This window comes from Mycobacterium sp. (genome assembly GCF_049647605.1).
In the GTDB taxonomy this organism is placed as follows: domain Bacteria; phylum Actinomycetota; class Actinomycetes; order Mycobacteriales; family Mycobacteriaceae; genus Mycobacterium.
This window is the reverse complement of sequence record NZ_JBARXZ010000001.1, coordinates 40,590-65,904: the sequence shown is the minus strand read 5'-3', so window position 1 is coordinate 65,904 and position 25,315 is coordinate 40,590. Positions and strand designations below refer to the sequence as shown.

The following is a 25,315-nucleotide window of genomic DNA, read 5'->3' as shown; positions in this document are numbered from 1 at the left end:
CCGCGAGCTGGCCGAAGCTGCTCGGGGCGGAGAAGGGGTGGCTCAGCGGGCATTTCAACGAGCCGCCGACGCGATTGCGGCGATGATCGCGTCCGTCGGTGCAGTCTGCGATGTGGAGCTGGCAGTGATCGGGGGAGGAGTGGCCGAAGCCGGCGCGGTGCTCTTCGACCCGCTGCGCGAAGCGCTGGCCGGCTACGCCCGACTCGATTTCCTGGCCGATATGAAGGTGGTGCCCGCCGCGTTGGGCGCCACCGCGGGACTGGTGGGAGCGGCCGCGCTTCTTGGCTGAGCTTCCCTCGACGGTCTGCTGGCGGCGACACGTTTTGGCTGATCGGCGGTCGGCAGGCTAGTCTGATCGACGATCCACCAAAGACCGTAGGTCACCGAGCAATCGGTTGAAGGTCGGGAACATCCCGACGGCCCACGCAGGAGGACGAGGTTAGAACTTCGGACAGTAGTCCGTCGCCTTTCACGCCCCGGCCGCATCCTGCGCCGGGGCGTTTGTGATTTTCCGGCCTGCCGTTTCCGGCTGAGGTGGCAGAACGTTCGTAGATACCACCGAGGAGGCATGCATGGCCAAGGCTGACAAGGCCACTGCCGTTGCAGAAATCACTGAGCAGTTCAAGGCCTCGACTGCCACTGTCGTCACCGAGTACCGCGGTCTGACGGTGGCCAACCTGGCCCAACTTCGTCGCTCACTCGGCGCTTCGGCCACCTACTCGGTCGCAAAGAACACGCTGGTCAAGCGTGCTGCGGCTGACGCGGGTGTCGAAGGCCTGGACGAGATGTTCGCCGGCCCCACGGCCATCGCGTTCATCCAGGGAGAGCCGGTCGATGCCGCCAAGGCGATCAAGACCTTCGCCAAGGAGCACAAGGCGCTGGTCATCAAGGGCGGCTACATGGACGGCGCACCGCTGTCCGTCGCCCAGGTCGAGGCCATCGCCGATCTCGAGTCGCGCGAGGTCCTGCTGGCCAAGCTGGCCGGCGCGATGAAGGCGAAGACCAGCCAGGCTGCGGCGCTTTTCCAGGCGCCTCTGTCGCAGGTCGCTCGACTCGCTGCAGCGCTGCAGGACAAGCGCACCGAGGCCGAAGGTGCCCCCGCGGCGCCGGCAGCCGAGGAAGCTCCCGCTGCGGAGACCGCCGAGGCGGCCGCAGAGACAACCGAATAACCCGAATCTCTCTACCGTTTTAGAAATCACGAAAGGACCACACAATGGCCAAGCTCAGCACCGATGAATTGCTCGATGCTTTCAAGGAACTGACCCTGCTCGAGCTCTCGGAGTTCGTCAAGGCGTTCGAGGAGACCTTCGACGTCACCGCGGCTGCCCCCGTGGCCGTCGCCGCTGCCGGCCCCGCCGGTGCCCCCGCCGAGGCCGCTGAAGAGCAGTCCGAATTCGACGTCATCCTCGAGGGTGCCGGCGAGAAGAAGATCGGCGTCATCAAGGTCGTCCGTGAGATCGTCTCCGGCCTGGGCCTCAAGGAAGCCAAGGACCTGGTCGACAGCGCCCCCAAGCCGCTGCTGGAGAAGGTCAACAAGGAAGCCGCCGAGGATGCCAAGGCAAAGCTCGAGGCTGCTGGCGCTTCGGTGTCCGTCAAGTAATTTCCCCGCTTCACAAAACCGCCCGGGACCATGTGGTCCCGGGCGGTTTTCTGTTTCATGGCCGATTTCGATCCCTGCCGGCGGTGCGACGGATTTGCAGTGCTGCGAAGAGGTATCGATACAGGTAATGGCACAACTGAGGTCGAGGCCAACGGCGTACGCTACAGTGACTCAAGCCACAGGCGGGAGGCCGGTGGCGGGTGTTTTCTGGACCGGAAGGATTTGGCGTGGGCATTGGAATCCAAGTCGAGGGGCTGACCAAGTCTTTCGGTTCCCAGCGAATTTGGGAAGATGTCACGTTCGATCTGCCCCCGGGCGAGGTCAGCGTGCTCCTGGGGCCCTCCGGTACCGGCAAGTCGGTGTTCTTGAAATCGTTGATCGGTCTGCTACGGCCTGAGCGCGGCAAGATCATCGTCGACGGCACCAACATCATCGAGTGCTCCGCCAAGGAGCTCTACGAGATCCGCACCCTGTTCGGGGTGATGTTCCAGGATGGTGCGCTGTTCGGGTCGATGAACCTGTTCGACAACACCGCTTTCCCGCTGCGGGAGCACACCAAGAAAAAGGAAAGCGAAATCCGTCAGATCGTGATGGAGAAGCTGGATCTGGTCGGTCTCGGTGGCGACGAGGGCAAATTCCCGGGGGAGATCTCCGGTGGTATGCGCAAGCGTGCCGGGCTGGCGCGTTCGTTGGTGCTGGATCCGAAGATCATCCTCTGTGATGAGCCGGACTCCGGTCTGGACCCGGTCCGTACCGCGTATCTGAGCCAGTTGCTGATCGATATCAACTCCCAGATCGACTGCACGATTCTGATCGTCACGCACAACATCAACATCGCCCGCACCGTTCCGGACAACATCGGCATGTTGTTCCGTAAGCATCTGGTGATGTTCGGGCCGCGTGAGGTGTTGTTGACCTCGGATGAGCCGGTGGTCAAGCAGTTCCTCAACGGTCGTCGTATCGGGCCGATCGGGATGTCGGAGGAGAAGGACGAGTCGACGATGGCCGAGGAGCAGGCCTTGGTCGATGCCGGCCACCACGACGGTGGTGTCGAAGAAATCGTCGGCGTGCCGCCGCAGGTCACACCGACCCCGGGAATGCCGGAACGCCAGGGTGTGGCCCGGCGCCAGGCCCGGGTGCGCGAGATCCTGCACACCCTTCCGCCCGCCGCCCAGGAAGCGATTCGCGACGATCTCGACGGCACCCACAACTACAGGGCATCTGAGCTGGGTGAGGACACCGTGGTTCATCCCCACGAGGATGACGCACCTACTGCCTCGATCCCCGCGCAGCGCGAGGCCTGACACCCCGGCTCATCATTGCGACGGCCGGCACCTGTTGACGGGTGCCGGCCGAGCTATGTGTGCATCGGGTCGCCGGTCACGACATCGGTGATCGTCACGTCGATGGGGCGTGCGGTAGTGACATCGGAACCATCAGAGGCTCCGAGGATTCGGTTGATGAGATCAACAACCGTGTGGCGAACCTCGTCGCCCAATTCGCGCAGCGAAGTGTTGTAGCTACCGGTTACTTCGATGACCACTGAACGCAGCGCGGTGCCGTCGAGTGTGAACTTGATGCTGGTCGGCTGACATAGGTAACGGCGCCGCAGCTCTCGGGCAAGGATGCTGCGCAGCGCGTGGTCGGTGATGTAGACCGAACCTCGTTCGGCGGCGTCCATGATGCCGCCCACCCGGAGCGGCCAGCCGACGCGAGGAACCGCGTGCACGGCGGCGAGCACCCGGTCACTGATCGCATCCCAGCCGGGTTCTGGAGCGGAACGCAGAAAAGTGGCCGCTCGTTTCAACAGGGGATCTGGCTCAGTCACTGCCACCTGCTCAATAAAACACGAAGCGTCCCGGTTGCGCGGTGATGGTGCCCCCGCACCGCGTCGGCGCTGAGCTGGAGAACTTCTCCTATCTCAGGAAATGTCATCTGCTCGATCTCTCGCATCATCCACGTGGCCCGCTGTCGTGCTGGCAACTCCGCTAAAGCTTGCTCCAGTGCCGCCAGGAATGCTGAGTTCGAGACTTTCGCAAAAGGGTCTGCGGTCGTGTCGACGGCAGCGGGTTCCAGAATCCAGTCTTCCACGGGCTGCGCACGCTTGACGCGATAGGTGTCGACGATTTTGCGGTAGCAGATCGAGAACAGCCAGGTGCGCAGCGAGGAGGACCCACGGAACGCTCCGATCTGTCGCCAAGCAGCAACGAATGTGTCCTGCACGACGTCGGCCTCATCTGCCAGCATCCTTCGTCCGTACCGATGCAACATCGGGCCGTAACGCAGGACAATCACGTCAAAAGCTTCCCGATCGCCCAGAGAGGCTGCGGTTCGCAGCGCATCATCGTCGGCGATATGGAGCTCGCCTTTGGACCCGCCCGTCACGACGGTCCGTCTCTGGCTACGTCCACAACTGGTGTAGACGCCCCCCCGTTCACCACCAAGCGGATATTACTCGTCGGTAGTAAAGATCGCCAAGGGCTTTGCTGTTGTGTCGCTCCTCACAGAAATCGGACGTTCGGTTTCCGGTGCCGTGCTCGACTACATCAGTGTTCGAGCAACGTGCCCAAACCGCCAACGTGAGGAGAGCAAAATGACGAGCGCGCAAACTACTGCTGTCGCCAGCAAAGATATCGGTCCGTACCAGGGTGCGGCACTGGTCAGCTCACAAGGCAAGACGTCGATCGCCGACACCGTGGTGTCCAAGATTGCCGGGATCGCCGCACGGGAGGTCAGTGGTGTCTACAACCTGGGTGGCGGAGCCTCCCGAGTTGTCGGTGCGCTCCGGGAGCGGATCCCGGGAGCCAGCGTGAATCATTCCCAGGGGGTCTCGGTCGAGGTCGGCGAGAAACAGACCGCCATCGACATCGACATCGTCGCTGACTACGGAGTATCGATTGGCGATCTCTCGGCCGGAATCCGCCGCAACGTCATCGCGGCGATCGAACGCATGACAGGTCTGGAAGTGACCGAGGTGAACATCACCGTCCACGACGTTCACCTCGAAGACGACGGGGCCGACGACGACGCCGAACAGACGACGGTCGCCCGAGTTCAATGAGCGTCGACGGCCGCGGCGAGAGGACTTCCCGCCCCGCGCAACCTCGACTCCGCACCGGGAGCGAACCGGCTGAGCAGATCGCCGCCGCGGTCTGCTCGGTCCCGGGTGTGGTGTCCCTGCATGGCGGGATGTTCGGCGAAGTCGCCACCTACCTTCCCGGGCGGCGGGTGCCAGGGGTGCGTATCGGCGACGACAGAGTTGCGGTACATGTGAGCTTGGCCCTCGGCGCGCCCGTGCGGGAGACGGCCGCGGCGATTCAGCAGGCCGTCGCAGTCGGCACCGCACTTCCCGTCGATGTCACCATCGAAGACATCGTGCCCACTGTCACGGAGACAGGCTCCGGCGATGTTCGATGACGTCCGGCCCGAAAGCGCACCCGGGGACAGATCGAACATCTCGGAACGCAAGCGCGCCCGCCGGGTCGCGGCGCTGGCACACCATCCTGATCGGGGCGGTGACCACGACGGCTTCATCGCCGCGCTCCGGGCAGCCGAACGTGGCCTCCCAACCCCCGAGGTGGCGGTGCCACATCGGCGGCGCAGGCTCCGTCGGCTGCGGCGTGCCGTCCGCGTGCTGATGCGGCGCCGGCGCCGGTATATCGAATTGTCGCAACGTATTTGAATGTTCAGGCCGTATCCCAGTCGGCCGTCCTGCTTTCGGAGGAATAGACAATGACCACATCGACTTTGGGGCTGATCGCGGGGCTGCTACTCGGGATCGCGGCAGCGGCAGGGGGATTCTCGGGTTTTCTCATAGCGCTGCTCCTCGGGGCGGCCGGATACCTGATCGGCGGCCAGCGCGATGGCGAATTCGACCTGACCGCACTGTTGCGGGGACGCGGCCGTGGTTGAGGGGACCACCGAGGTGGCGCCACCGGAGGACCTCATCTCGGGAGATGAAATGCCCAGGCCGCCAACGGATGTTGCCGAACGTGGCGTCACGATCGTGCAGGATCGTGCCGCCCAGCGGGTAGCGGTCCGGGCGGCGCTCGACACCGCCCATGTCCAGCGGTATTCCAGCGGGCTGGACAAGATCACCGGTCACGCGTTACCCCACGCGCAGCTGAACATCGCGGCCAATCGGGTGAGCGCCGAGGTGAAGATCGCCGTTGAATGGCCCGCCCCTGCGGCGCAGGTGGCCCGGGCCGTCCAGCGCAATGTGGCACACGCGCTGACCGACCTGGCCGGACTCGAGGTCAACCGCGTCGACGTCACGGTGACACACGTGAACCCGCCGGCAACAACACATTCGAGGGTCCAATGACGCCCGTCACCGACAACTCTGCAGCACCGACTGTCACGGTGTCGCCGGCGGAGGGGCGAGATCCCACGCGTACGCCGACTGCACGCTTCATCGGTGTGTTCCTGGCTCTACTGCTGCTGACACTCGGAGTGGTCGCACTTCGCGACACTGCCGTGGCGGTGGGCCGGCTCGACGGTGCGCAGTGGTTGACCAGCCTGGCCTCGGCGATCGACGGGTTCGGGTTCCAGTGGTGGTGGTTGCCGGTCGGAGTCGTCTCAGCACTGGCCGGAATCTGGTGCATCGGCACCGCGGTTCGCCCGCGTCCGAAGTTCGCGGCCAGGGTCAAAGCCGGAACCTCACAATGGATGTCACCGCAGTCAGTGGCCCGGCTGTCCTCGCATGCGGCCGGCGCCGTTCCGGGAGCCTTGAGCGTGCGCTCGACCGCCACGCGTCGCAAAGTGGTTGTTGTTGTCGTCCCCGTCGACGTTGCTACCGCCGATCAGACCAAAAACGATGTCGCCGAGGCGGTCTCACGGGCTCTCGGTGTTCTGCAGTCACCACAGCGGGTCACCGTCCGTATCGGCAAAGGCGGTCAGTGATGGTCACGCGGGTAGCTGACATTCTCGACCGGCTGGCAGTATTCGTATTCGGTGTGGTTCTGCTCATGCCTGCCGCGGCAGTGCTGCTGTGGCGAACCGACCTCATTGCCGAAGTACCCGGTACGGTCACCCTCGAACCGCTGTTGGGCGCGGCTGCCTCGCCGTGGTGGCCCTGGGCACTCGGGGGAGCTGGAGCCGGTTTGGTGGTCACGGCAGCCGCCTGGTTGTTGTTGCATGTGCCGCGCAACCGGGGTGTGGTCTTGCGTGCGCGCCAACCCGGTGACTGTGGAACCATCACCGTGGACCTCGCTGCAGTGGCCGCCGCTGCGGCCGCCGTGCTGGAGGGCAACCGCGAGATTCGCGGGGCCCAGGGAAAGGCGATCGAAGAACGCCGGACTCGCGTCATCGCCTTCTCGGTGACGGTAGAGCACCCTGGAGCGCTTGCCGCGGTGATCGACGATATCGACGCCACCTGTTCCGAGATCGCCGGAGTCACGGGCGACCCGTCGATCGCGGTCCGCACCATGATCGAGCTGCCGAAACGATCACGGACTCGCCGACAGCTGGAGTAGTCGAACTGCGCTGCACACCAGGGTAATCAGTGATTTTGCGATGGCAGGAAAGGATCGGGCTCATACTGACGACCATGCTGGGGGCGGCTGTTGCAGGACTGCTGATCGGCCTGCTCGCCAGGCGCCTGCTGCCCGGCGCGCAGCGGCTCGGCAGCCTGGCGGCTCCTCTGTTGGGTGCGCTGGGATCGGTGCCGGCGTCATGGCTGACCTACGAACTGGGCGCCGCGGTCGACGGCTGGGGGTTCGAGATGATTCCCTTCCTGATCGGGGTGTGGACATCGGCGATCTTGGTGGCCGTGTATGTCGCCGGACGGTTGCAGGCCGGACCTGAGCAGAGTGAAAAACGTTGTGATGGAACGAGTTGAGAGCCGGGTACCGCATGTCGAGGTGCCCGGCCAGGAGGCAAGTTGAGCAGTCGAAATCCCACCCCCGACGACGACCTCGGCGAGCAGCTGTTCGCCTGGGCCATTGTGGCGCCGGTGCTGACCAAGCATTACTCCGTCATGGTTCCCGCCGACCAGGACGTTGCGGTGTGTGCGTGCTCGCCGACCACCCGGCGGACCATCGAGCAATGGGCCCGTCACGTTTGTGACGAGATTGCCCGGAGCGTCGTGTAGGACGTCAGGACCGACAGTGGGGCGGCCCGAGTATCGCTTCGCGACAGAAGCACTGCGCGCCGGGGGACACCTCCGGTGGCTGCGAATTGCAATCGGCGTGCTGCGCCTGTCGATGGCGGTCGTCGGCTGGATAGTGCAATTCCACCCGCTGGGACCACAGGGGCCGGTAGCACGATCGATTCATCTTGTTGGCGGCCCACGCTGTCGTGACCACCGGGGTGTCCTGGTTCGACCCGTTCATCTACATCGCCCCGGCGCTCTCGTCGGTGGTGTTGTTGCCCGTAACTATTCAAGCGATCATCGAAGGAGGTCGAAGTATGGTGCTGACAACCGTGCGTGAGGCCATGCAGGATCCCATGACGGGGCTGTACAACCGCCGGGGCATGTACTCGGCCGCGAGGCGGCTGGCGCCGGCACGCACATCGGTCATCGTCGTGGCAGCGGTTATCGATCTCGATGGATTCAAAGATCTCAATGACACCCATGGCCACGAGCACGGCGATTCTGTGCTGCGCGATGTGGCCGACGTGCTGCACAGCTGCGTCCGGGCCGGCGACGTGGTGGCCCGCACCGGGGGAGACGAGTTCGTGGTGGTCGCCGCACTGGGTTCTCCGTCGGCAGTTGACGGATTCATCTCCAGACTGCGCTCCGCGCTGTACTCGGCCGCCGATACCGTGACCGCAAGCGTGGGGATCGCGTGGTGCTACAGCCATGATGGCTGTGACAACCCCACGCTCGACGAGGTCCTGCGGTTGGCCGACACGGCGATGTATGAATCTAAACGCACTGGGGGCAACCGCATCTCGTTCTCGGAGCGGGTCCCCGGCTAGCGTTCCCGCAAGGTGCTTGCCACCTGGACTGCAAGCGGGCGGCCGGGTGAGCCCGGCGTTCCGATAATCGCAGACCGGCGTCGTCTCGTCCGGCCAGCAGTTACCGTGACCGGATGAACTCGGCCGGTCGGGTGCGGTGGTGGGTGGCCACAGGTGTTGTCGGTGTCGGCATCGGGGCCGCGCTGTTCACCGGAGTGGGTATCGCCGGCGCCGACACCGGTGGCTCGGACTCCGGGGCCACAAAATCGTCATCGTCCACGGAACGTCCGTCGCAACGCGCGTCGCAACGCTCCACGGAACGCTCGTCGCAACGCTCAACGGAACGTTCCACGGAACGCTCGTCGCAACGCTCAACGGAACGTTCCTCGCACCGTTTGTCGGCAACCGACACCAAAATCCGGCGCGCCTCGAAGAGCGTGAGGCCCGAGGTCGAGAACGAGTCGCCTGCCAGGCCGCAGCGGCCGGTGAAGTCGCGGGAGTCGGTCTCCCAGGCCAACTCCGTCGCCGCCGCGGCGTACAAAACCGCTGCGGCCGCAGCGAAGGAGCAGCGGAGTTTCGACGGGCTGACTCTGGCCGCGACGGAGCGAGCAGCCACGGATCCGGTCGCAGCGGCACCGAAGATCACGGACCTCAGACCGGAGCAGGTGGTCATCCGGTTCCTGCGTGATCTGAACCTGTGGCGCAACACCGCGCCGCAGGTCACCGTCATCGCGGGAACCGATCCCACCGAACAGACTGCGCAGGGCACCGTCCGGGGCGCCGACCTCGAAGGGGACCCGCTGTCGTACAGCGTCGTCCGGGGTCCGCGCACCGGTACGGTCGCCGTGGACTCGATCACCGGCGCTTTCACCTACACCCCCGGAGTTGTGGCGGCGCAAGCAGATTCGTTTGCGGTGGCCGTCGACGACGGAATGGCCGGCGGCGTCCGGGTGGTGGTGGTCAGCGTGAACCTGGTCGGTGTGCCGACACCGCGCCAGGTTGGGGTGACGGTGGGCCACTCCGGGCTGCAGATCCCGCGACCCGGTGGTGGTTTCGACGTGCCCGCGGACTGGTATTTCCCCACCGGAGACGAGCCGCCCCGAGGCATCATCTGGTTGCAGCACGGATTCCTCGCCGACAAGGCGTTCTACCCGGCATTGGCGACCACCCTGGCTGAACAGACCAACAGCATCGTCATCGCGCCCAGCATCACCTCGGATTTCCTCACCTCGGGTGGCTACTGGCTCAACGGCCGCCCCATGCAGCGTGCCGTCGCCGACCTGTTTGTCGGGGACCGTGCCCAGCTGCAGTCCAGCGCGGCCGCCGCCGGATACACCGGCGTGCTGCCGCAGGAATTTGTCCTCGCCGGCCACTCCGCCGGCGGCGGCTTCGCCGCGACCGTCGCCGGTTACACCGTCGACAACGGTGCCGTCGAGCACCTGGCCGGCGTGGTGATGTTCGACGGAGTGGCGATGAACGAAGCGCTGCCCGACGCGCTGGCCAAACTCGGCACCGTGCCCGTCTACCAGATCGCAGCGCCGTCCCAGCAGTGGAACGCCTTCGATCGCGGTACCGATCAGCTGCTGGCGGCACGTCCGGACCGGTTCACCGGGGTGGTGCTCAACGGCGGTTCGCACGTCGATGCGCTCCTCGGGGGCAATCCGTTGATCGACATCGCCGCTCAACTGGTCACCCAGATCTCACCGCCCGGCAATCACCAGGCCGCCGGGAGCGTGGCCGTCGGGTGGATCAACGACTTCTACGACGGCACCGAACTCGGCGTCTACGGCCTGCCGGGGCAGCAGCTGGTGATCGACCATGTGGGCGTGACAGTTCTGTCGGCTCGCACCCAGCTCGGCCAGTTCGAGCTGCTGGTGAAGGCGGTCACCTCGACGATGATGCGGTTGCTGTTCGACGGCGGCGGCGAAGCCCCGGCCGGGGTTCGTGTCGGGCACTCCGGATTGGAACTGGCCGACGGTGTCAGCGTCGATGCCGCCTGGTACTTCCCGGACGGGGAACCCACCGGCGTGATCTACCTGCAGCACGGCTTCTTCCGCAGCAATGCCAACGTCAGCGCCTTGGCTGTCGACTTGGCCCGGCAGACCAACAGCATCGTCGTCGCCCCCACCCTGTCGTCGAACTTTCTTGGTACCGACCCCTATTGGATCAACGGAACCAAAGCTCAGGTGGCGGTGGCCGGGCTGTTCGCCGGGGACCGTGACGGCGACATGGCTCGGGGACTGAGCGAGCTTGTGGGTGTACCGGTGTACCAGATCTCCGCGGAACCCTGTGTGTGCAATGCTTTCGGCTCCGGTCCCGCGGTGTTGGAGCAGCGGCGCCCGGGGCAGTTCACCGGCGTACGGTTGGCCGGCGGGAGCCATGTCGACGCCGAGGGCGCGAGTACCGATCTGTTGGGTGCACTGGCTTGCGGATTCTCTCGACCGGGCAATCCCGCTGCCCTGCAGAGCATTGCCGCCGGCTGGATAACCGACATGTTCGAGGGGACCTCCAACGGTGTGTACGTCGGTGCCGGCGAGCAGGTTCGGGTGGGGCAGGCGGTGGTGGTCGGACTGGGATCGGTGGCCACCGGCGTGTCCACACTTGTTGCGTAACCGGCGAAACGCCACCACACCTGACACATTCGGCTAACGGGCCACCAACCGTTGGCGACGCCCGGATGAACAAACCTGGGAATCAATGTTCATCTGGCGCAGGTCGAATGTGGGGCTGGCCCTGCCGAAAGGTCGGGGGAAACCGGTCGAGGGGATAAGCGGTGGTGTCAACAAATGCGGGCCTGAAGCCGTCCGCGAGCCTGAAAGACGCAGTGGCGTCAGGGCAGTCGGACGTGATCACGAGTTGGATGCGCGCGGTCACGGATCCAACTGAGCGTGCGCGTCAGGTGGCCGCGTTGGCGCCGGCAGAGATGCGCAGCCTCGGCAACCTCCTCGATGCGAAGGCCGGAATCCAGCTCTACGTCAGCGTCGATGACCAACTTGCCGCAACGGTGTTGCGCACGCTACCCGCACAACGAGTCGCCCAGTTCCTCGACCTGCTCGACTCCGACCATGCCGGCAACGTGTTGCGCGAGGTGGACGGCAACCAGCGCGAGGAATGGCTGACGGCGCTGCCCCTGGAACGGGCCAACGTGCTTCGTGGGCTGCTGTCGTGGCCGGAAGACAGCGCCGCGGCACACATGGTGCCCGAGACGTTGACGGTACGTTCGACGATGACTGCTGCGGAAGCGGTCGACGCCGTCCGGGCGCACTCCTCCCATGTGCGCCACGATTCCCGTACCGGCGCCTACATCTACGTCACCGACGAGGACAATCGTCTTCTCGGTGTGGTGCCGTTCCGGGCGCTGGTGCTGGCCGGGGCCACCCGCACCGTCACCGACCTGATGGACGAAGACGTCATCGCGGTCTCGCCGCTGACCGACAAAGAGGATGCCGCGCAAGTCCTCATGGACTACCGGTTGGTCGCACTGCCGGTCATCGATGCGGACCGCCGCCTGCTCGGCGTGCTCACCGAGGACGACGCGGGCGACATCGCTGAGGAAGAGGCCACCGAGGACGCCGAAAAGCAGGGTGGTTCGGCACCATTGGAGGTGCCTTATCTCCGTGCCTCGCCGTGGCGGCTGTGGAAGAAGCGCATCGTGTGGTTGCTGGTGCTGTTCGCCGCCGAGGCCTACACCGGAACCGTGCTGCGGGCGTTCGAGGATGAGCTGGAGGCGGTGGTTGCCCTGGCCTTCTTCATCCCGTTGTTGATCGGCACCGGCGGTAACACCGGCACCCAGATCACCACCACGCTGGTGCGGGCCATGGCGACCGGTCAGGTCCGCTTCCGGGATCTGCCGCAGGTGCTTGCCAAAGAAATGTCGACCGGTGTGCTCATCGCCTTGGCGATGGCCGGCGCGGCGCTGATTCGTGCCTGGACGCTGGGGGTTGGCCCCGAGGTGACGTTGACCGTCACGATGGCGGTCGCCGCAATCGTGATGTGGTCCTCGCTCATCGCTTCGGTCCTTCCCCTGGTGCTCAAGAAGGTCGGTGTGGACCCGGCCGTGGTGTCGGCACCGATGATCGCCACCGTCGTCGACGGCACCGGCCTGCTCATCTACTTCTGGATCGCCTCGGTGACGCTCTCGGAACTCGCCGGGCTCTGACCGATCACCGAACCGGTGTGGAGACGCCGAGCTCCTGAAGTCGGCTGCGGTAGCGCTCGATACTGCGGAGCTTGACGTCCTCATACCCTCGGATAAGGTCGGCGGCTTCGGCGATCGAGGTGGCGGTGTCATAGTCGGCGGTACTCAGCCGTGCCGTCACGTCGTCGATCATCGACTGGTACTGCGCCAGCAGCTCCCGTTCGAGGCGTCGCATGCGGGTGTGGCCAAACGGGTCGAAAGGTGTGCCGCGCAGTCGTTTCCCGTGCTTGAGGACTCGCAGCGCGGCGTGGGTCTTGGGGCCGAAGCCGATCTTCCGGTTACGTCCCAGCGACTTGAGTGTGGGTGGGTGCAGCCGGTAGGTGAGGTTCTGCGCTCCCGGTAGCTCGGCTTTCACCGAGTCGAGGAAGCCCGGATCGGTGAGCAACCGGGCGACCTCGTACTCGTCTTTGTAGGCGGTGAGCTTGAACAGCCCGCGCGCCACTGCCTCGCTGAAAGCGGTGGCCGACCCGAGGGACCGTTCCTTGCGCCAGACACTCTCGACTCGACGAACGTAACCGGCGGCCACCCCGTGGCCCTGATAGGCGATCAGCTCGGCGGCGCGGCGCGCGACCAGCCCCAAGGTCACACCCGCCAAGGGTGAGGTGCGCAGCAATGGATGTTCCGGTGCCAGCGTCGGTGGTGACACCGGGGTGGGACCGCCGACGGCGACCGTGAACGCCGCCGGGTCGGCAACCGCCACTCGGCCCCACTGGAATGCTGCTCGGTTGGTGGCAACGGCAACACCGTTGATCTCGATGGCTTCCATGAGGAACTGTTCCGGGATCGGCAGCGCGCCGGCCTGATACGCCGCACCGACCAGAAGGAAATTGGCCACCATGGTGGAGCCGAACAGGGTCTCCGACGCTGCCAGCGCATCCATGGTGACAAGGTTGTGCGATGCGGCGTCGAGCCGGTCCAGCAAACCGGCGGTGGCGGGGTAGGCCACTCCGGCGTCGTACACCATGTCGCCGGTCGCTGTCTGGCTGGTCGATGCGACGGAGGTGGTGCGTTCCGGGGATGCCAGCGCGACGTTCTTGTTGTCGGTGGCGGTCAGCAGATCGAACGCCAGCACGCAGTCGGCAGATCCGGGTCCGACACGATTGGACGTAGGTGTCGATTCCATACTGACCCGCAGATGTGAAGTGACGGGTCCGGCTTTTTGGCTCAAGCCGGTCTGGTCGAGACCCTGGACGTACAGTCCGGCACGCAGGGCGGCCGTGCCCAGCACCTGGTTGACGGTCACGATGCCGGTGCCGCCGATGCCGGCCAAGAAAATGTTGAAAGGCGTTTCCGCCGAGGCAATCTCGGGATCAGGCACCGATGGTGGAGTCGGTGTGGACCGTTTCACCGCCACCGGGTTGTCGGGTAGTTCGACGGTGATGAACGACGGACACTCACCGTCGAGGCAGCTGTAGTCGGTGTTACAGCTGGTTTGGTCGATCCGAGTTTTTCGGCCCATCTCCGTCTCCACCGGTTGTACGGAAAGGCAGTTGCTCTTCACCCCGCAGTCGCCGCAGCCTTCGCAGACCGCTTCGTTGATGACCACCCGGGTGCGCCGGACCGGGAGCTGGCCGCGCTTGCGTTTCCGCCGGGCCTCCGCGGCGCACTGCTGATCGAAGATCAGCACCGTCACACCGGGGATCTCCCGCAGCACCCGCTGTGCCTCGTCGAACCGGTCGCGGTGCCACACCCGGGTCCCGGCGGCGAACCGGGCGGCGGCATGGCGCTCTGGTTCGTCGGCACACACGATGATGGTCGCGACACCTTCGGCGGCCAGTTTGTGGGTCAGCTCCGGGACACTCAGGCCCCCTTCGGCGTCTTGGGCCCCCGTCATCGCAACCGCATTGTTGTACAGGATCTTGTAGGTGATGTTCACCCCTGCGGCGATGCATGCCTGCACCGCCAACTGCCCCGAGTGGAAATACGTTCCGTCGCCGACATTCTGGAAGATGTGATCGATGTCGGTGAAGGGTGCCTGGCCGATCCACTGCGCCCCTTCACCGCCCATCTGGGTCAGGCCGGTCACCTGCGAGTCGGTCCGACCGGACATCGTGACCAGGGTGTGGCAGCCGATTCCGCCACCGGCCAACGACCCCGCCGGCACTGCCGTCGACCGATTGTGCGGACAGCCGGAGCAGAAGTACGGGGTGCGTTTGGTGGTCAGGAGCGTCAACTGCACCGGACCTCGGGCGGGGGAGGGGAGCTCGGTTCTGCCCTGCAAGATGCGCCGCAGCGGGGACATCAGCCGGGCCGCCGTCAGTTCACCGTCGGCCGGGACGAGAGGGCGGCCGTCCCGGTCGCGCTTGCCCAGCACATGCGGGGCCGCTGCTGATCCGTACAGGGCTTCCAAGACTTGGGTTTCGACGAACCCGAGCTTGTCTTCGACCACCAGAACGGTCTCGACTCCCCGGGCGAGTTGTCGGACCTTCTTGCGGCCCAACGGGTATGGCATACCAACACGCATTATCCGGATGCCGGCTCGAGTCAGGGCGTCGTCGTCGAGCCCAAGATCGGCCAGGGCCCCGCGTACCGCGTCATGCGCCGAACCGACGGCCACGATGCCCAGCCAGGCCTGCGGCGGGTCGATCTCGATCCGGTCCAGATCGTTGGCGTCGGTGAACGCCCGGACCATCTCCCATCGCGGGCCGTACAGGTCGGCTTCGGCCAGCACACTGTCCGGCGGCGAGGCCATGACCCGCTGCCGGTAGGCCCACGGGGCGCCCTCCCATTCGATGCGCGGCACGGTGATCGGCTGCGTGCTGACATCGGTGTCGAATGTCCACAGCCCGTCGGCGACATCGGCGACGAGTTTCATCGCGACCGAACAGCCCGAGGCCCGCGACAGGGCGATGGCGTGCAGGCCGAAGGTGACGATCTCTTCGGCATTGCGCGGAAACACGATCGGCATGTTGAGGGCGGCCAGCGAGCGTTCGCTGGCCGCGGGCACGGTCGAGGACTTGGCGGCAGGATCGTCGCCGACGAGGGCCAGCACCCCGCCCTTGGGGTGGGCGCCATAGGTGCTCAGATGGCGGATCGCGTCACTGGCCCGATCCAGACCCGGCCCCTTGCCGTACCAGACGCCCACCACCCCGTCGTGGGTGCGGGTTCCGGACGGCAGCTCGACCTGGCTGCCCCAAACCGATGTTGCGGCCAGCTCCTCGTTGAGGCCGGGCACCAGTCGGATGTCGTGGTCAGGACCCAACCACGGGATGCCGGCGAGCAGGGTGTCGAGACCGGCCAGGGGGCTGCCCTGATAGCCGGAGACAAACGTCGCGCTGCGATGGCCCTGTCTGCGGTCACGTTTGTGCTGTTCGACCAGCAGCCGCGCGATGGCCTGGACTCCGGTCAGCAGAACGGGCCCGGAGTCGGTGCGGTATCGATCGGTCGGACCGGCGGCCCTGGCCGGTACCGGTGTCACGTCGTCGATGGTGCTCACGTGTATTCAACCTCGCGTTCCGCGCAATCGAGCTGCCGATTCAGAGGCTTTAACTCTTGTTCTGCGGATAGATTGGTTCAACTATTTCGCCCACAACTGAGCGAAATGGTCAGGCAGTGATGTCCATCACGTTACGAGGTGACCGCTTTGCTCAACATCGACCGACTCGACGCCCGGTTGCTGACCGCGCTGTCTCGCGACGCCAGGGTGGGGGTCGGTGAGCTGGCCTCGACGCTGGGGGTCGCACGCAACACGGTGCAGGCCCGGCTGCGGAGGCTGACCGAGGCCAAAGTGCTCCGCGGATACCGACCCGAGATCGACCTCGCGGAGGTGGGTATTTCGGTGCAGGCATTTGTGGCACTCGAGATCCGTCAGAGCGAACTGCAGGCCATCGTCGCTTCCATGGCCGATATCCCGGAGGTGCTCGAAGTCCACGCCACCACGGGGCGCGAGGACCTGCTGGCGCGGGTCGCCACCGGGACACAGGCGGAGCTGCAGCGGCTGGTCGAGCAGATCGTCTCGCTGCCCGGCGTCCGGCATTCGAGCACCACGCTGGCGTTGACGACACCGCTGCCGTATCGGATCAATCCGCTGCTGGAGGCGCTGACCCGGCGTTCCGGCTGGGGGCGGGCCACCCCGGCGCCGGAGGCGTGACCCCGGCTCGGCGATGGCGTGCGCGCCGGAGTCTGGTGCTGTCATAGCTGTTGCGGCGCAATCGAACTGTGGCCCCGGGTGCGCGATCGCTCCGGGCCACTGCCCATCACTGCTGGTCGTCTGCGGCTGTCCCGATGGTCCTGGTGAACCAGGTGCGCACGGTGGTCAGGTCGACGAGCTCGACAAATCTGTCCATCACGGGACGAAAGGCCGGGTCGTGGTCGCGGACCTGCTCCCAGGCCGCCCAGTCGCTGACGTGCATGATCTCGATGATGTCGGCCGGTGCTCCGTCGGGGGCCACCTCGACCCGGCGGACATCGAACGACTTGACGAGATCGCCGATCGCCCGGCAGGCCGGCTGGTCGATGTCGGTGGAGAAGCGCTCGAAGTCGGCCGGGTCGACTCCGGGCAGTAGCGAGAACATGTTGACGGCAAACACGTCGCCCTCGAAGGCAGGTGTGCTCATGTGGGTCGGCTCCAGGGCTGGGGAGGTGTGGTCGGGCGGACCTTCCCGATCGCCGGCTCGAGGGTGGTGAGCGCAGTGTCGAGAGGCTACCCGGGCCTGCTCGCGGTGGAATTCGCTGACACGCGCGTCACCTCTTGACGGAATTGCGCGAAGGGGTCAATCTATTTCGCAGCATGTTTGCAACGGGACCCAGAGACGCCAGCCAGCGCCTGATCCGCCTTGCGGCGGGCTAGTTGAGGAATGCGCCGACTTGCGCTATTGTTGGACGTTGCGCTGGCTGCCTCCTGCCCACTCACCGCCTCCGACCGCAGAACTAGCCTGAGCTCTGCTCAGAAATCTAGTTGCGTGCCGTGCGTCTGTGATCCGGACAGGCTGCCTCCAGCCAAACCGAAGCAGATAGCGCGGCGAGAAGGTCCGGTCAGAACCGGCACCTGATCGTCGCCTGAGGTGCTGGAAGGACGCATCTTGGCAGTCTCCCGCCAGAACATTAGCTCTAATTCCTCCGTACCCGGTGCTCCAAACCGCGTTTCTTTCGCCAAGCTCCGCGAGCCTCTCGAGGTTCCGGGGCTACTCGACGTGCAGACCGCATCGTTCGAGTGGCTGATCGGCTCCGATCAGTGGCGTGAGAAGGCGTTGGAGCGCGGTGACACCGTCGACCCCGTTGGCGGTCTCGAGGAAGTTCTCACTGAGCTATCGCCGATCGAGGACTTCTCCGGCTCCATGTCGCTGAGCTTCTCCGACCCTCGCTTCGACGAAGTCAAGGCGCCGGTCGACGAGTGCAAAGACAAGGACATGACGTACGCGGCCCCGCTGTTCGTCACGGCCGAGTTCATCAACAACAACACCGGTGAGATCAAGAGCCAGACGGTCTTCATGGGTGACTTCCCGATGATGACCGAAAAGGGCACCTTCATCATCAACGGCACCGAGCGTGTTGTTGTCAGCCAGCTGGTGCGGTCCCCGGGTGTGTACTTCGACCACAGCGTCGACAAGGGCACCGAGAAGGACCTGCACTCGGTCAAGGTGATCCCGGGCCGCGGCGCCTGGCTGGAGTTCGACGTCGACAAGCGCGACACCGTTGGCGTCCGGATCGACCGCAAGCGTCGTCAGCCCGTCACGGTGCTGCTGAAGGCGCTCGGGTGGAGCAACGAGCAGATCACGGAGCGCTTCAGCTTCTCCGAGATCATGATGTCGACGCTGGAGAAGGACAACACCGCCGGCTCCGACGAAGCTCTCCTGGACATCTACCGCAAGCTGCGACCGGGCGAACCCCCCACCAAGGAATCGGCGCAGACCCTGCTGGAGAACCTGTTCTTCAAGGAGAAGCGTTACGACCTGGCCCGGGTGGGTCGCTACAAGGTGAACAAGAAGCTGGGCCTCAACGCCGGCAAGCCGATCACCAGTTCGACGCTGACCGAAGAGGACATCGTCGCGACCATCGAGTACCTGGTGCGCCTGCACGAGGGACAGACCACGATGACCGCCCCCGAGGGCGTCGAGGTCCCCGTCGAGGTCGACGACATCGACCACTTCGGCAACCGTCGTCTGCGCACCGTGGGCGAGCTGATCCAGAACCAGATCCGGGTCGGCCTCTCCCGTATGGAGCGTGTCGTCCGCGAGCGGATGACCACCCAGGACGTCGAGGCGATCACGCCGCAGACCCTGATCAACATCCGTCCCGTCGTGGCGGCGATCAAGGAGTTCTTCGGAACGTCGCAGCTGTCGCAGTTCATGGACCAGAACAACCCGCTGTCGGGTCTGACCCACAAGCGCCGTCTGTCGGCGCTGGGCCCCGGCGGTCTGTCCCGTGAGCGTGCCGGCCTCGAGGTCCGCGACGTGCACTCCAGCCACTACGGCCGCATGTGCCCGATCGAGACCCCTGAGGGTCCCAACATCGGTCTGATCGGCTCGCTGTCGGTGTACGCCCGGGTCAACCCGTTCGGCTTCATCGAGACGCCGTACCGCAAGGTCAACGACGGCAAGGTGACCGACCAGATCGATTACCTCACCGCCGACGAGGAGGACCGCCACGTCGTGGCGCAGGCCAACTCGCCGACCGATGACGAGGGTCGCTTCACCGAAACCCGCATCCTGGTCCGCAGGAAGGGTGGCGAGGTCGAATTCGTCACCCCCGCCGACGTGGACTACATGGACGTCTCGCCGCGCCAGATGGTGTCGGTCGCGACGGCGATGATCCCGTTCCTCGAGCACGACGACGCCAACCGCGCCCTGATGGGTGCCAACATGCAGCGCCAGGCGGTTCCGCTGGTCCGCAGCGAGGCGCCGCTGGTCGGTACCGGCATGGAATTGCGTGCCGCGATCGATGCCGGTGACGTCGCTGTGGCCGACAAGGCCGGCCTCATCGAAGAGGTCTCGGCCGACTACATCACCGTGATGGCCGACGACGGCAGCCGGCAGACCTACCGGATGCGCAAGTTCGCCCGGTCCAACCACGGCACCTGCGCCAACCAGCGTCCCATCGTGGACGCCGGCCAGCGTGTCGAGGTCGGTCAGGTCATCGCCGACGGTCCGTGCACCGAAGACGGTGAGATGGCCCTGGGCAAGAACCTGCTCGTGGCGATCATGCCGTGGGAAGGGCACAACTACGAGGACGCCATCATCCTCTCGCAGCGCCTGGTGGAGGAGGACGTCCTGACGTCCATCCACATCGAGGAGCACGAGATCGACGCCCGCGACACCAAGCTGGGCGCCGAGGAGATCACCCGGGACATCCCGAACGTCTCCGATGAGGTGCTCGCCGATCTCGACGAGCGCGGCATCATCCGCATCGGTGCCGAGGTCCGCGACGGCGACATCCTCGTCGGCAAGGTCACGCCCAAGGGCGAGACCGAGCTGACGCCGGAGGAGCGCCTGCTGCGTGCCATCTTCGGTGAGAAGGCCCGCGAGGTCCGCGACACGTCGCTGAAGGTGCCCCACGGTGAGTCCGGCAAGGTCATCGGCATCCGCGTGTTCTCGCGCGAGGATGACGACGAGCTGCCCGCCGGTGTCAACGAACTGGTCCGCGTCTACGTGGCCCAGAAGCGCAAGATCTCCGACGGCGACAAGCTCGCCGGACGCCACGGCAACAAGGGCGTCATCGGCAAGATCCTGCCGATCGAGGACATGCCGTTCCTTCCGGACGGCACCCCGGTGGACATCATCCTGAACACCCACGGTGTGCCGCGTCGTATGAACATCGGCCAGGTCCTGGAAACCCACCTCGGGTGGGTGGCCAAGACCGGCTGGAACATCGACGTTGCTGCCGGTGTGCCGGAGTGGGCGAGCAACCTGCCCGAACAGCTCTACAGCGCACCTGCCGACACCAAGACGGCCACACCGGTGTTCGACGGAACCCGCGAGAACGAGCTGACGGGTCTGCTGGGCTCGACGCTGCCGAACCGCGACGGCGAAGTGATGGTCGACGGCGACGGCAAGGCGACGTTGTTCGACGGCCGCAGTGGTGAACCGTTCCCGTACCCGGTGACGGTCGGCTACATGTACATCCTGAAGCTGCACCACTTGGTGGACGACAAGATCCACGCTCGCTCCACCGGCCCGTACTCGATGATCACCCAGCAGCCGCTCGGTGGTAAGGCGCAGTTCGGTGGGCAGCGGTTCGGCGAGATGGAGTGCTGGGCCATGCAGGCCTACGGCGCGGCGTACACGCTGCAGGAGCTGCTCACCATCAAGTCCGACGACACGGTGGGTCGCGTCAAGGTGTACGAGGCGATCGTCAAGGGCGAGAACATCCCTGAACCCGGTATCCCCGAGTCGTTCAAGGTGCTTCTCAAGGAGCTGCAGTCGCTGTGTCTCAACGTCGAGGTGTTGTCTTCGGACGGTGCTGCGATCGAGATGCGTGACGGAGACGACGAGGACCTGGAGCGTGCTGCTGCCAACCTCGGGATCAACCTGTCGCGTAACGAATCTGCGTCTGTCGAAGACTTGGCCTGATCGCGGCGTAGCCGCGGCGCTGAATATTTATCTAGTCCCGCAAGGGGAAAGGGAGTTACGTGCTAGACGTCAACTTCTTCGATGAACTCCGCATCGGTCTCGCGACCGCGGACGACATCCGTAACTGGTCCTTCGGCGAGGTCAAGAAGCCGGAGACCATCAACTACCGCACGCTCAAGCCCGAGAAGGACGGCCTGTTCTGCGAGAAGATCTTCGGACCGACTCGCGACTGGGAGTGCTATTGCGGCAAGTACAAGCGCGTGCGCTTCAAGGGCATCATCTGTGAGCGCTGTGGTGTCGAGGTAACTCGTGCCAAGGTGCGCCGTGAGCGGATGGGCCATATCGAACTGGCCGCGCCGGTCACCCACATCTGGTACTTCAAGGGCGTGCCGTCGCGTCTCGGCTACCTGCTGGACCTGGCGCCGAAGGATCTCGAGAAGATCATCTACTTCGCCGCCTACGTCATCACCAGCGTCGACACCGAGATGCGTCACAACGAGCTCTCCACCCTCGAAGCCGAGATGGTCGTCGAGAAGAAGTCGGTCGCCGATCAGCGTGACGCCGACCTGGAGGCCCGGGCCCAGAAGCTCGAAGCCGACATGAAGGAACTCGAGGACGAGGGCGCCAAGTCCGATGTCAAGCGCAAGGTGCGTGACGGCGGCGAGCGTGAGATGCGTCAGCTCCGTGACCGGGCCCAGCGTGAGCTGGACCGGCTCGACGAGATCTGGACCACCTTCACCAAGCTGGCTCCCAAGCAGCTGATCGTCGACGAGAACCTCTACCGCGAGATCGTCGACCGCTACGGCGAGTACTTCACCGGTGCCATGGGTGCGGAGTCGATCCAGAAGCTCATCGAGACCTTCGACATCGACGCCGAGGCGGAGTCGCTGCGCGACACCATCAAGAACGGCAAGGGCCAGAAGAAGCTGCGTGCGCTCAAGCGACTCAAGGTCGTCGCGGCGTTCCAGATGAACCGGAACTCGCCGATGGGCATGGTGCTCAACGCCGTCCCGGTGATCCCGCCGGAGCTCCGTCCGATGGTGCAGCTCGACGGTGGCCGCTTCGCGACCTCCGATCTCAACGATCTGTACCGCCGCGTCATCAACCGCAACAACCGCCTCAAGCGACTGATCGACCTCGGTGCCCCCGAGATCATCGTCAACAACGAGAAGCGGATGCTGCAGGAGTCCGTCGACGCACTGTTCGACAACGGCCGCCGTGGCCGCCCTGTCACCGGGCCGGGCAACCGTCCGCTGAAGTCGCTGAGCGATCTGCTCAAGGGCAAGCAGGGTCGATTCCGTCAGAACCTGCTCGGTAAGCGTGTCGACTACTCCGGCCGTTCGGTCATCGTGGTCGGTCCGCAGCTCAAGCTGCACCAGTGCGGTCTGCCCAAGCTGATGGCACTCGAGCTGTTCAAGCCGTTCGTGATGAAGCGTCTCGTCGACCTGAACCACGCGCAGAACATCAAGAGCGCCAAGCGCATGGTGGAACGTCAGCGTCCGCAGGTGTGGGATGTCCTTGAAGAGGTCATCGGTGAGCACCCGGTGCTGCTGAACCGGGCACCTACGCTGCACCGTCTCGGTATCCAGGCCTTCGAGCCGCAGCTGGTCGAAGGCAAGGCCATCCAGCTGCACCCGCTGGTCTGTGAGGCGTTCAACGCCGACTTCGACGGTGACCAGATGGCCGTGCACCTTCCGCTGTCCGCGGAGGCGCAGGCCGAGGCCCGCATCCTGATGCTGTCGTCGAACAACATCCTGTCCCCGGCGTCGGGCCGGCCGCTGGCCATGCCCCGTCTGGACATGGTGACCGGTCTGTACTTCCTGACCACCGAGATCGAAGGCGACAAGGGCGAGTTTGCTCCTGCCACCAACGATTCCCCGGAGACCGGTACGTACAGCAGCCCGGCCGAGGCCATCATGGCCCTGGACCGCGGTGCACTGAGCGTCCGCTCCAAGATCAAGGTCCGGATGACGCAGCTGCGTCCGCCGGCCGAGGTCGAGGCCGAGCTGTTCCCCAACGGCTGGAAGCCGGGCGATGGCTGGAACGCCCACACCACCTTGGGTCGGGTGATGTTCAACGAGCTGCTGCCGGTGAGCTACCCGTTCGTGGACAAGCAGATGCACAAGAAGGTGCAGGCCGCGATCATCAACGATCTGGCCGAGCGCTACCCGATGATCGTGGTCGCGCAGACCGTCGACAAGCTCAAGGACGCCGGTTTCCACTGGGCGACCCGTTCGGGTGTCACGGTCTCGATGGCCGACGTGCTGGTGCCGCCGCAGAAGGCGGCGATCCTCGATCGTTACGAGGGCGAAGCCGACGGGATCGAGAAGAAGTACCAGCGTGGTGCGCTGACTGCAGACGAGCGGCGCGAAGCGCTGGTCAAGATCTGGCAGGAAGCCACCGACGAGGTGGGTAAGGCTCTCGAGGAGTACTACCCGGCGGACAACCCGATCACCTTGCTGCCCAAGTCGGGTGCGACCGGCAACATGACGCAGGTCCGCAACCTGGCCGGCATGAAGGGTCTGGTGACCAACCCGAAGGGTGAGTACATCCCGCGGCCCATCAAGTCCTCGTTCCGCGAGGGCCTGACGGTGCTGGAGTACTTCATCAACACCCACGGTGCCCGTAAGGGTCTGGCCGACACCGCGCTGCGTACCGCCGACTCGGGTTACCTGACCCGCCGTCTGGTGGACGTGTCACAGGACGTCATCGTTCGCGAGACCGACTGTGGTACCGAGCGCGGCATCATCGTCACCATCGCCGAGAAGACCGATGACGGAGCCCTGCTCCGCGATGCGCACGTCGAGACCTCGGCGTTCGCTCGAACACTGGCCTCGGATGCGGTGGACGCCAGCGGCAACGTCATCATCGAGCGGGGTCACGACCTGGGCGACCCGGCGATCGACGCGCTGTTGGCTGCCGGCATCACCGAGGTCAAGGTCCGTTCGGTGCTGACCTGCACCACCGGCACCGGCGTGTGCGCCACCTGCTACGGCCGCTCCATGGCCACCGGCAAGCTGGTCGACATCGGTGAGGCCGTCGGTATCGTCGCCGCGCAGTCCATCGGTGAGCCCGGTACGCAGCTGACCATGCGTACCTTCCACCAGGGTGGTGTCGGTGGCGACATCACCGGCGGTCTGCCCCGCGTGCAGGAGCTGTTCGAGGCCCGCATTCCGCGGAACCGGGCCCCGATCGCCGATGCCACCGGGCGGGTGCGTCTGGAGGAGACCGACAAGTTCTACAAGATCACCCTCATCCCCGATGACGGTGGCGAAGAAGTTGTCTACGACAAGCTGCCGCGTCGTCAGCGGCTGCGGGTGTTCAAGCACGAGGACGGCTCCGAGCGTCCGTTGGCTGAGGGTGACCACATCGAGGTCGGCCAGCAGTTGATGGAAGGCTCGGCAGACCCGCACGAGGTGCTGCGCGTCCAGGGTCCGCGTCAGGTCCAGGTGCACCTCGTCAACGAGGTGCAAGAGGTCTACCGCGCCCAGGGTGTGTCGATCCACGACAAGCACATCGAGGTGATCGTCCGGCAGATGCTGCGCCGCGTCACCATCATCGATTCCGGGGCAACGGAGTTCCTGCCCGGCTCGCTCACCGAGCGCGCCGAGTTCGAATCCGCCAACCGGCGGGTGGTCGCTGAGGGCAACGAGCCCGCAGCCGGCCGTCCGGTGCTGATGGGTATCACCAAGGCATCGCTGGCCACCGATTCGTGGCTGTCGGCGGCGTCGTTCCAGGAGACCACTCGTGTGCTCACCGATGCGGCGATCAACTGCCGCAGCGACAAGCTGCAGGGTCTGAAGGAAAACGTGATCATCGGCAAGCTGATCCCGGCCGGTACCGGTATCAACCGCTACCGCAACATCCAGGTGCAGCCGACCGAAGAAGCCCGCGCTGCGGCGTACACGATCCCGTCCTACGAGGATCAGTACTACAGCCCGGACTTCGGCCAGGCGACCGGTGCTGCGGTGCCGCTGGACGATTACGGCTACAGCGACTACCGGTAGTTCGACAACCGGCAGTAGTTCTCACGAAGAGGCCCCTCGGGATTCGTCCCGGGGGGCCTCTTTGTTGTCGGTGTCCCTCCTCATCCTTGGTGCCCGTTGCGTA

Annotated in this window: 23 protein-coding genes; 19 read left to right on the top strand and 4 right to left on the bottom strand. The window is 65.3% G+C overall.

Annotated elements, in window-relative coordinates; all coding sequences use genetic code 11:
* The 4 genes from WBB07_RS00320 to WBB07_RS00305 form a co-directional block, all read left to right on the top strand.
* On the top strand, nucleotides 1–289 hold a 289-nt coding region (locus WBB07_RS00320; RefSeq protein ID WP_526303683.1), incomplete at its 5' end, for an ROK family protein.
* Between the two features lie 283 nt (nucleotides 290–572).
* On the top strand, nucleotides 573–1,169 hold the full coding sequence (rplJ, locus tag WBB07_RS00315) for a 50S ribosomal protein L10 (RefSeq protein ID WP_526303681.1): 597 nt from the start codon (nucleotides 573–575) through the stop codon (nucleotides 1,167–1,169).
* 44 nt (nucleotides 1,170–1,213) lie between these two features.
* Nucleotides 1,214–1,600 (top strand): 50S ribosomal protein L7/L12, encoded by a 387-nt coding sequence (rplL, locus tag WBB07_RS00310; RefSeq protein WP_526303679.1) that lies wholly within the window; start codon nucleotides 1,214–1,216, stop codon nucleotides 1,598–1,600.
* Between the two features lie 227 nt (nucleotides 1,601–1,827).
* Nucleotides 1,828–2,904: an ABC transporter ATP-binding protein gene (locus tag WBB07_RS00305; RefSeq protein ID WP_526303677.1), complete on the top strand. Its 1,077-nt coding sequence runs from the start codon at nucleotides 1,828–1,830 to the stop codon at nucleotides 2,902–2,904.
* 53 nt (nucleotides 2,905–2,957) lie between these two features.
* On the opposite strand, the gene WBB07_RS00300 is transcribed toward WBB07_RS00305, so the two are convergent.
* Together WBB07_RS00300 and WBB07_RS00295 are read right to left on the bottom strand one after the other, a co-directional pair.
* Complete coding sequence (locus WBB07_RS00300; protein ID WP_526303675.1) at nucleotides 2,958–3,428, bottom strand: hypothetical protein; 471 nt, start codon at nucleotides 3,426–3,428, stop codon at nucleotides 2,958–2,960.
* The gene (locus WBB07_RS00295; protein ID WP_526303673.1) at nucleotides 3,425–3,985 is read right to left on the bottom strand and encodes an RNA polymerase sigma factor; all 561 of its coding nucleotides are present in this window, start codon (nucleotides 3,983–3,985) and stop codon (nucleotides 3,425–3,427) included. The genes WBB07_RS00300 and WBB07_RS00295 overlap by 4 nt, the downstream gene beginning before the upstream one ends.
* 208 nt (nucleotides 3,986–4,193) lie before the next feature.
* Here WBB07_RS00295 and WBB07_RS00290 point away from each other — a divergent pair, with 208 nt between their 5' ends.
* The 12 genes from WBB07_RS00290 (at nucleotide 4,194) to mgtE (ending at nucleotide 12,659) form a co-directional block, all read left to right on the top strand.
* Nucleotides 4,194–4,661: an Asp23/Gls24 family envelope stress response protein gene (locus WBB07_RS00290; RefSeq protein WP_526303671.1), complete on the top strand. Its 468-nt coding sequence runs from the start codon at nucleotides 4,194–4,196 to the stop codon at nucleotides 4,659–4,661.
* Nucleotides 4,658–5,017, top strand: a complete 360-nt coding sequence (locus WBB07_RS00285) for an Asp23/Gls24 family envelope stress response protein (RefSeq protein WP_526303669.1) — start codon at nucleotides 4,658–4,660, stop codon at nucleotides 5,015–5,017. The genes WBB07_RS00290 and WBB07_RS00285 overlap by 4 nt, the downstream gene beginning before the upstream one ends.
* A complete protein-coding gene (locus tag WBB07_RS00280; RefSeq protein ID WP_526303667.1) occupies nucleotides 5,007–5,282 on the top strand; it encodes a hypothetical protein in 276 nt (91 codons plus the stop codon). The genes WBB07_RS00285 and WBB07_RS00280 overlap by 11 nt, the downstream gene beginning before the upstream one ends.
* Nucleotides 5,283–5,332: 50 nt before the next feature.
* Nucleotides 5,333–5,512 carry a hypothetical protein gene (locus tag WBB07_RS00275; RefSeq protein ID WP_526303665.1) on the top strand — a complete coding sequence of 60 codons (180 nt, stop codon included), beginning with the start codon at nucleotides 5,333–5,335 and terminating at the stop codon, nucleotides 5,510–5,512.
* Nucleotides 5,505–5,924: an Asp23/Gls24 family envelope stress response protein gene (locus tag WBB07_RS00270; RefSeq protein ID WP_526303663.1), complete on the top strand. Its 420-nt coding sequence runs from the start codon at nucleotides 5,505–5,507 to the stop codon at nucleotides 5,922–5,924. The genes WBB07_RS00275 and WBB07_RS00270 overlap by 8 nt, the downstream gene beginning before the upstream one ends.
* Nucleotides 5,921–6,502, top strand: coding sequence for a DUF6286 domain-containing protein (locus WBB07_RS00265; RefSeq protein WP_526303661.1), 582 nt, complete (start codon nucleotides 5,921–5,923; stop codon nucleotides 6,500–6,502). Before WBB07_RS00270 ends, WBB07_RS00265 begins: the two co-directional genes overlap by 4 nt.
* A complete protein-coding gene (locus WBB07_RS00260; protein ID WP_526303659.1) occupies nucleotides 6,502–7,074 on the top strand; it encodes a hypothetical protein in 573 nt (190 codons plus the stop codon). Before WBB07_RS00265 ends, WBB07_RS00260 begins: the two co-directional genes overlap by 1 nt.
* Before the next feature lie 74 nt (nucleotides 7,075–7,148).
* Nucleotides 7,149–7,439 carry a GlsB/YeaQ/YmgE family stress response membrane protein gene (locus tag WBB07_RS00255; RefSeq protein WP_526303657.1) on the top strand — a complete coding sequence of 97 codons (291 nt, stop codon included), beginning with the start codon at nucleotides 7,149–7,151 and terminating at the stop codon, nucleotides 7,437–7,439.
* A 42-nt stretch (nucleotides 7,440–7,481) separates the two neighbouring features.
* Nucleotides 7,482–7,691, top strand: coding sequence for a hypothetical protein (locus WBB07_RS00250; RefSeq protein WP_526303655.1), 210 nt, complete (start codon nucleotides 7,482–7,484; stop codon nucleotides 7,689–7,691).
* A 185-nt stretch (nucleotides 7,692–7,876) separates the two neighbouring features.
* Nucleotides 7,877–8,521, top strand: coding sequence for a GGDEF domain-containing protein (locus WBB07_RS00245; RefSeq protein ID WP_526303653.1), 645 nt, complete (start codon nucleotides 7,877–7,879; stop codon nucleotides 8,519–8,521).
* 113 nt (nucleotides 8,522–8,634) lie between these two features.
* Entirely contained in the window at nucleotides 8,635–11,112 is a 2,478-nt protein-coding gene (locus WBB07_RS00240) for an Ig-like domain-containing protein (protein WP_526303651.1), read from the top strand.
* 164 nt (nucleotides 11,113–11,276) lie between these two features.
* The gene (gene mgtE / locus WBB07_RS00235) at nucleotides 11,277–12,659 is read left to right on the top strand and encodes a magnesium transporter (RefSeq protein ID WP_526303649.1); all 1,383 of its coding nucleotides are present in this window, start codon (nucleotides 11,277–11,279) and stop codon (nucleotides 12,657–12,659) included.
* A 4-nt stretch (nucleotides 12,660–12,663) separates the two neighbouring features.
* Here mgtE and WBB07_RS00230 read toward each other — a convergent pair whose 3' ends face one another.
* The gene (locus WBB07_RS00230; protein WP_526303647.1) at nucleotides 12,664–16,134 is read right to left on the bottom strand and encodes an indolepyruvate ferredoxin oxidoreductase family protein; all 3,471 of its coding nucleotides are present in this window, start codon (nucleotides 16,132–16,134) and stop codon (nucleotides 12,664–12,666) included.
* A gap of 147 nt (nucleotides 16,135–16,281) precedes the next feature.
* Here WBB07_RS00230 and WBB07_RS00225 point away from each other — a divergent pair, with 147 nt between their 5' ends.
* Nucleotides 16,282–16,788, top strand: a complete 507-nt coding sequence (locus tag WBB07_RS00225; protein ID WP_526303687.1) for an Lrp/AsnC family transcriptional regulator — start codon at nucleotides 16,282–16,284, stop codon at nucleotides 16,786–16,788.
* A gap of 106 nt (nucleotides 16,789–16,894) precedes the next feature.
* On the opposite strand, the gene WBB07_RS00220 is transcribed toward WBB07_RS00225, so the two are convergent.
* The gene (locus WBB07_RS00220) at nucleotides 16,895–17,254 is read right to left on the bottom strand and encodes a RedY/HapK family protein (protein WP_526303645.1); all 360 of its coding nucleotides are present in this window, start codon (nucleotides 17,252–17,254) and stop codon (nucleotides 16,895–16,897) included.
* Nucleotides 17,255–17,701: 447 nt separating this feature from the next.
* Here WBB07_RS00220 and rpoB point away from each other — a divergent pair, with 447 nt between their 5' ends.
* Nucleotides 17,702–21,205, top strand: a complete 3,504-nt coding sequence (rpoB, locus tag WBB07_RS00215) for a DNA-directed RNA polymerase subunit beta (protein WP_526303643.1) — start codon at nucleotides 17,702–17,704, stop codon at nucleotides 21,203–21,205.
* Between the two features lie 59 nt (nucleotides 21,206–21,264).
* Entirely contained in the window at nucleotides 21,265–25,212 is a 3,948-nt protein-coding gene (locus WBB07_RS00210) for a DNA-directed RNA polymerase subunit beta' (RefSeq protein WP_526303641.1), read from the top strand.
* The last annotated feature ends 103 nt before the right edge of the window (nucleotides 25,213–25,315 follow it).

Bases quoted from the DNA above. Each gene is read 5' to 3' on its own strand.
- WBB07_RS00220 (WP_526303645.1), bottom strand. From the start codon at position 17,254: ATGAGCACACCTGCCTTCGAGGGCGACGTGTTTGCCGTCAACATGTTC.
- rplL (WP_526303679.1), top strand. From the start codon at position 1,214: ATGGCCAAGCTCAGCACCGATGAATTGCTCGATGCTTTCAAGGAACTG.
- WBB07_RS00255 (WP_526303657.1), top strand. From the start codon at position 7,149: ATGCTGGGGGCGGCTGTTGCAGGACTGCTGATCGGCCTGCTCGCCAGG.
- WBB07_RS00285 (WP_526303669.1), top strand. From the start codon at position 4,658: ATGAGCGTCGACGGCCGCGGCGAGAGGACTTCCCGCCCCGCGCAACCT.
- WBB07_RS00290 (WP_526303671.1), top strand. From the start codon at position 4,194: ATGACGAGCGCGCAAACTACTGCTGTCGCCAGCAAAGATATCGGTCCG.
- rplJ (WP_526303681.1), top strand. From the start codon at position 573: ATGGCCAAGGCTGACAAGGCCACTGCCGTTGCAGAAATCACTGAGCAG.
- WBB07_RS00280 (WP_526303667.1), top strand. From the start codon at position 5,007: ATGTTCGATGACGTCCGGCCCGAAAGCGCACCCGGGGACAGATCGAAC.
- WBB07_RS00265 (WP_526303661.1), top strand. From the start codon at position 5,921: ATGACGCCCGTCACCGACAACTCTGCAGCACCGACTGTCACGGTGTCG.
- WBB07_RS00240 (WP_526303651.1), top strand. From the start codon at position 8,635: ATGAACTCGGCCGGTCGGGTGCGGTGGTGGGTGGCCACAGGTGTTGTC.
- WBB07_RS00260 (WP_526303659.1), top strand. From the start codon at position 6,502: ATGGTCACGCGGGTAGCTGACATTCTCGACCGGCTGGCAGTATTCGTA.
- WBB07_RS00275 (WP_526303665.1), top strand. From the start codon at position 5,333: ATGACCACATCGACTTTGGGGCTGATCGCGGGGCTGCTACTCGGGATC.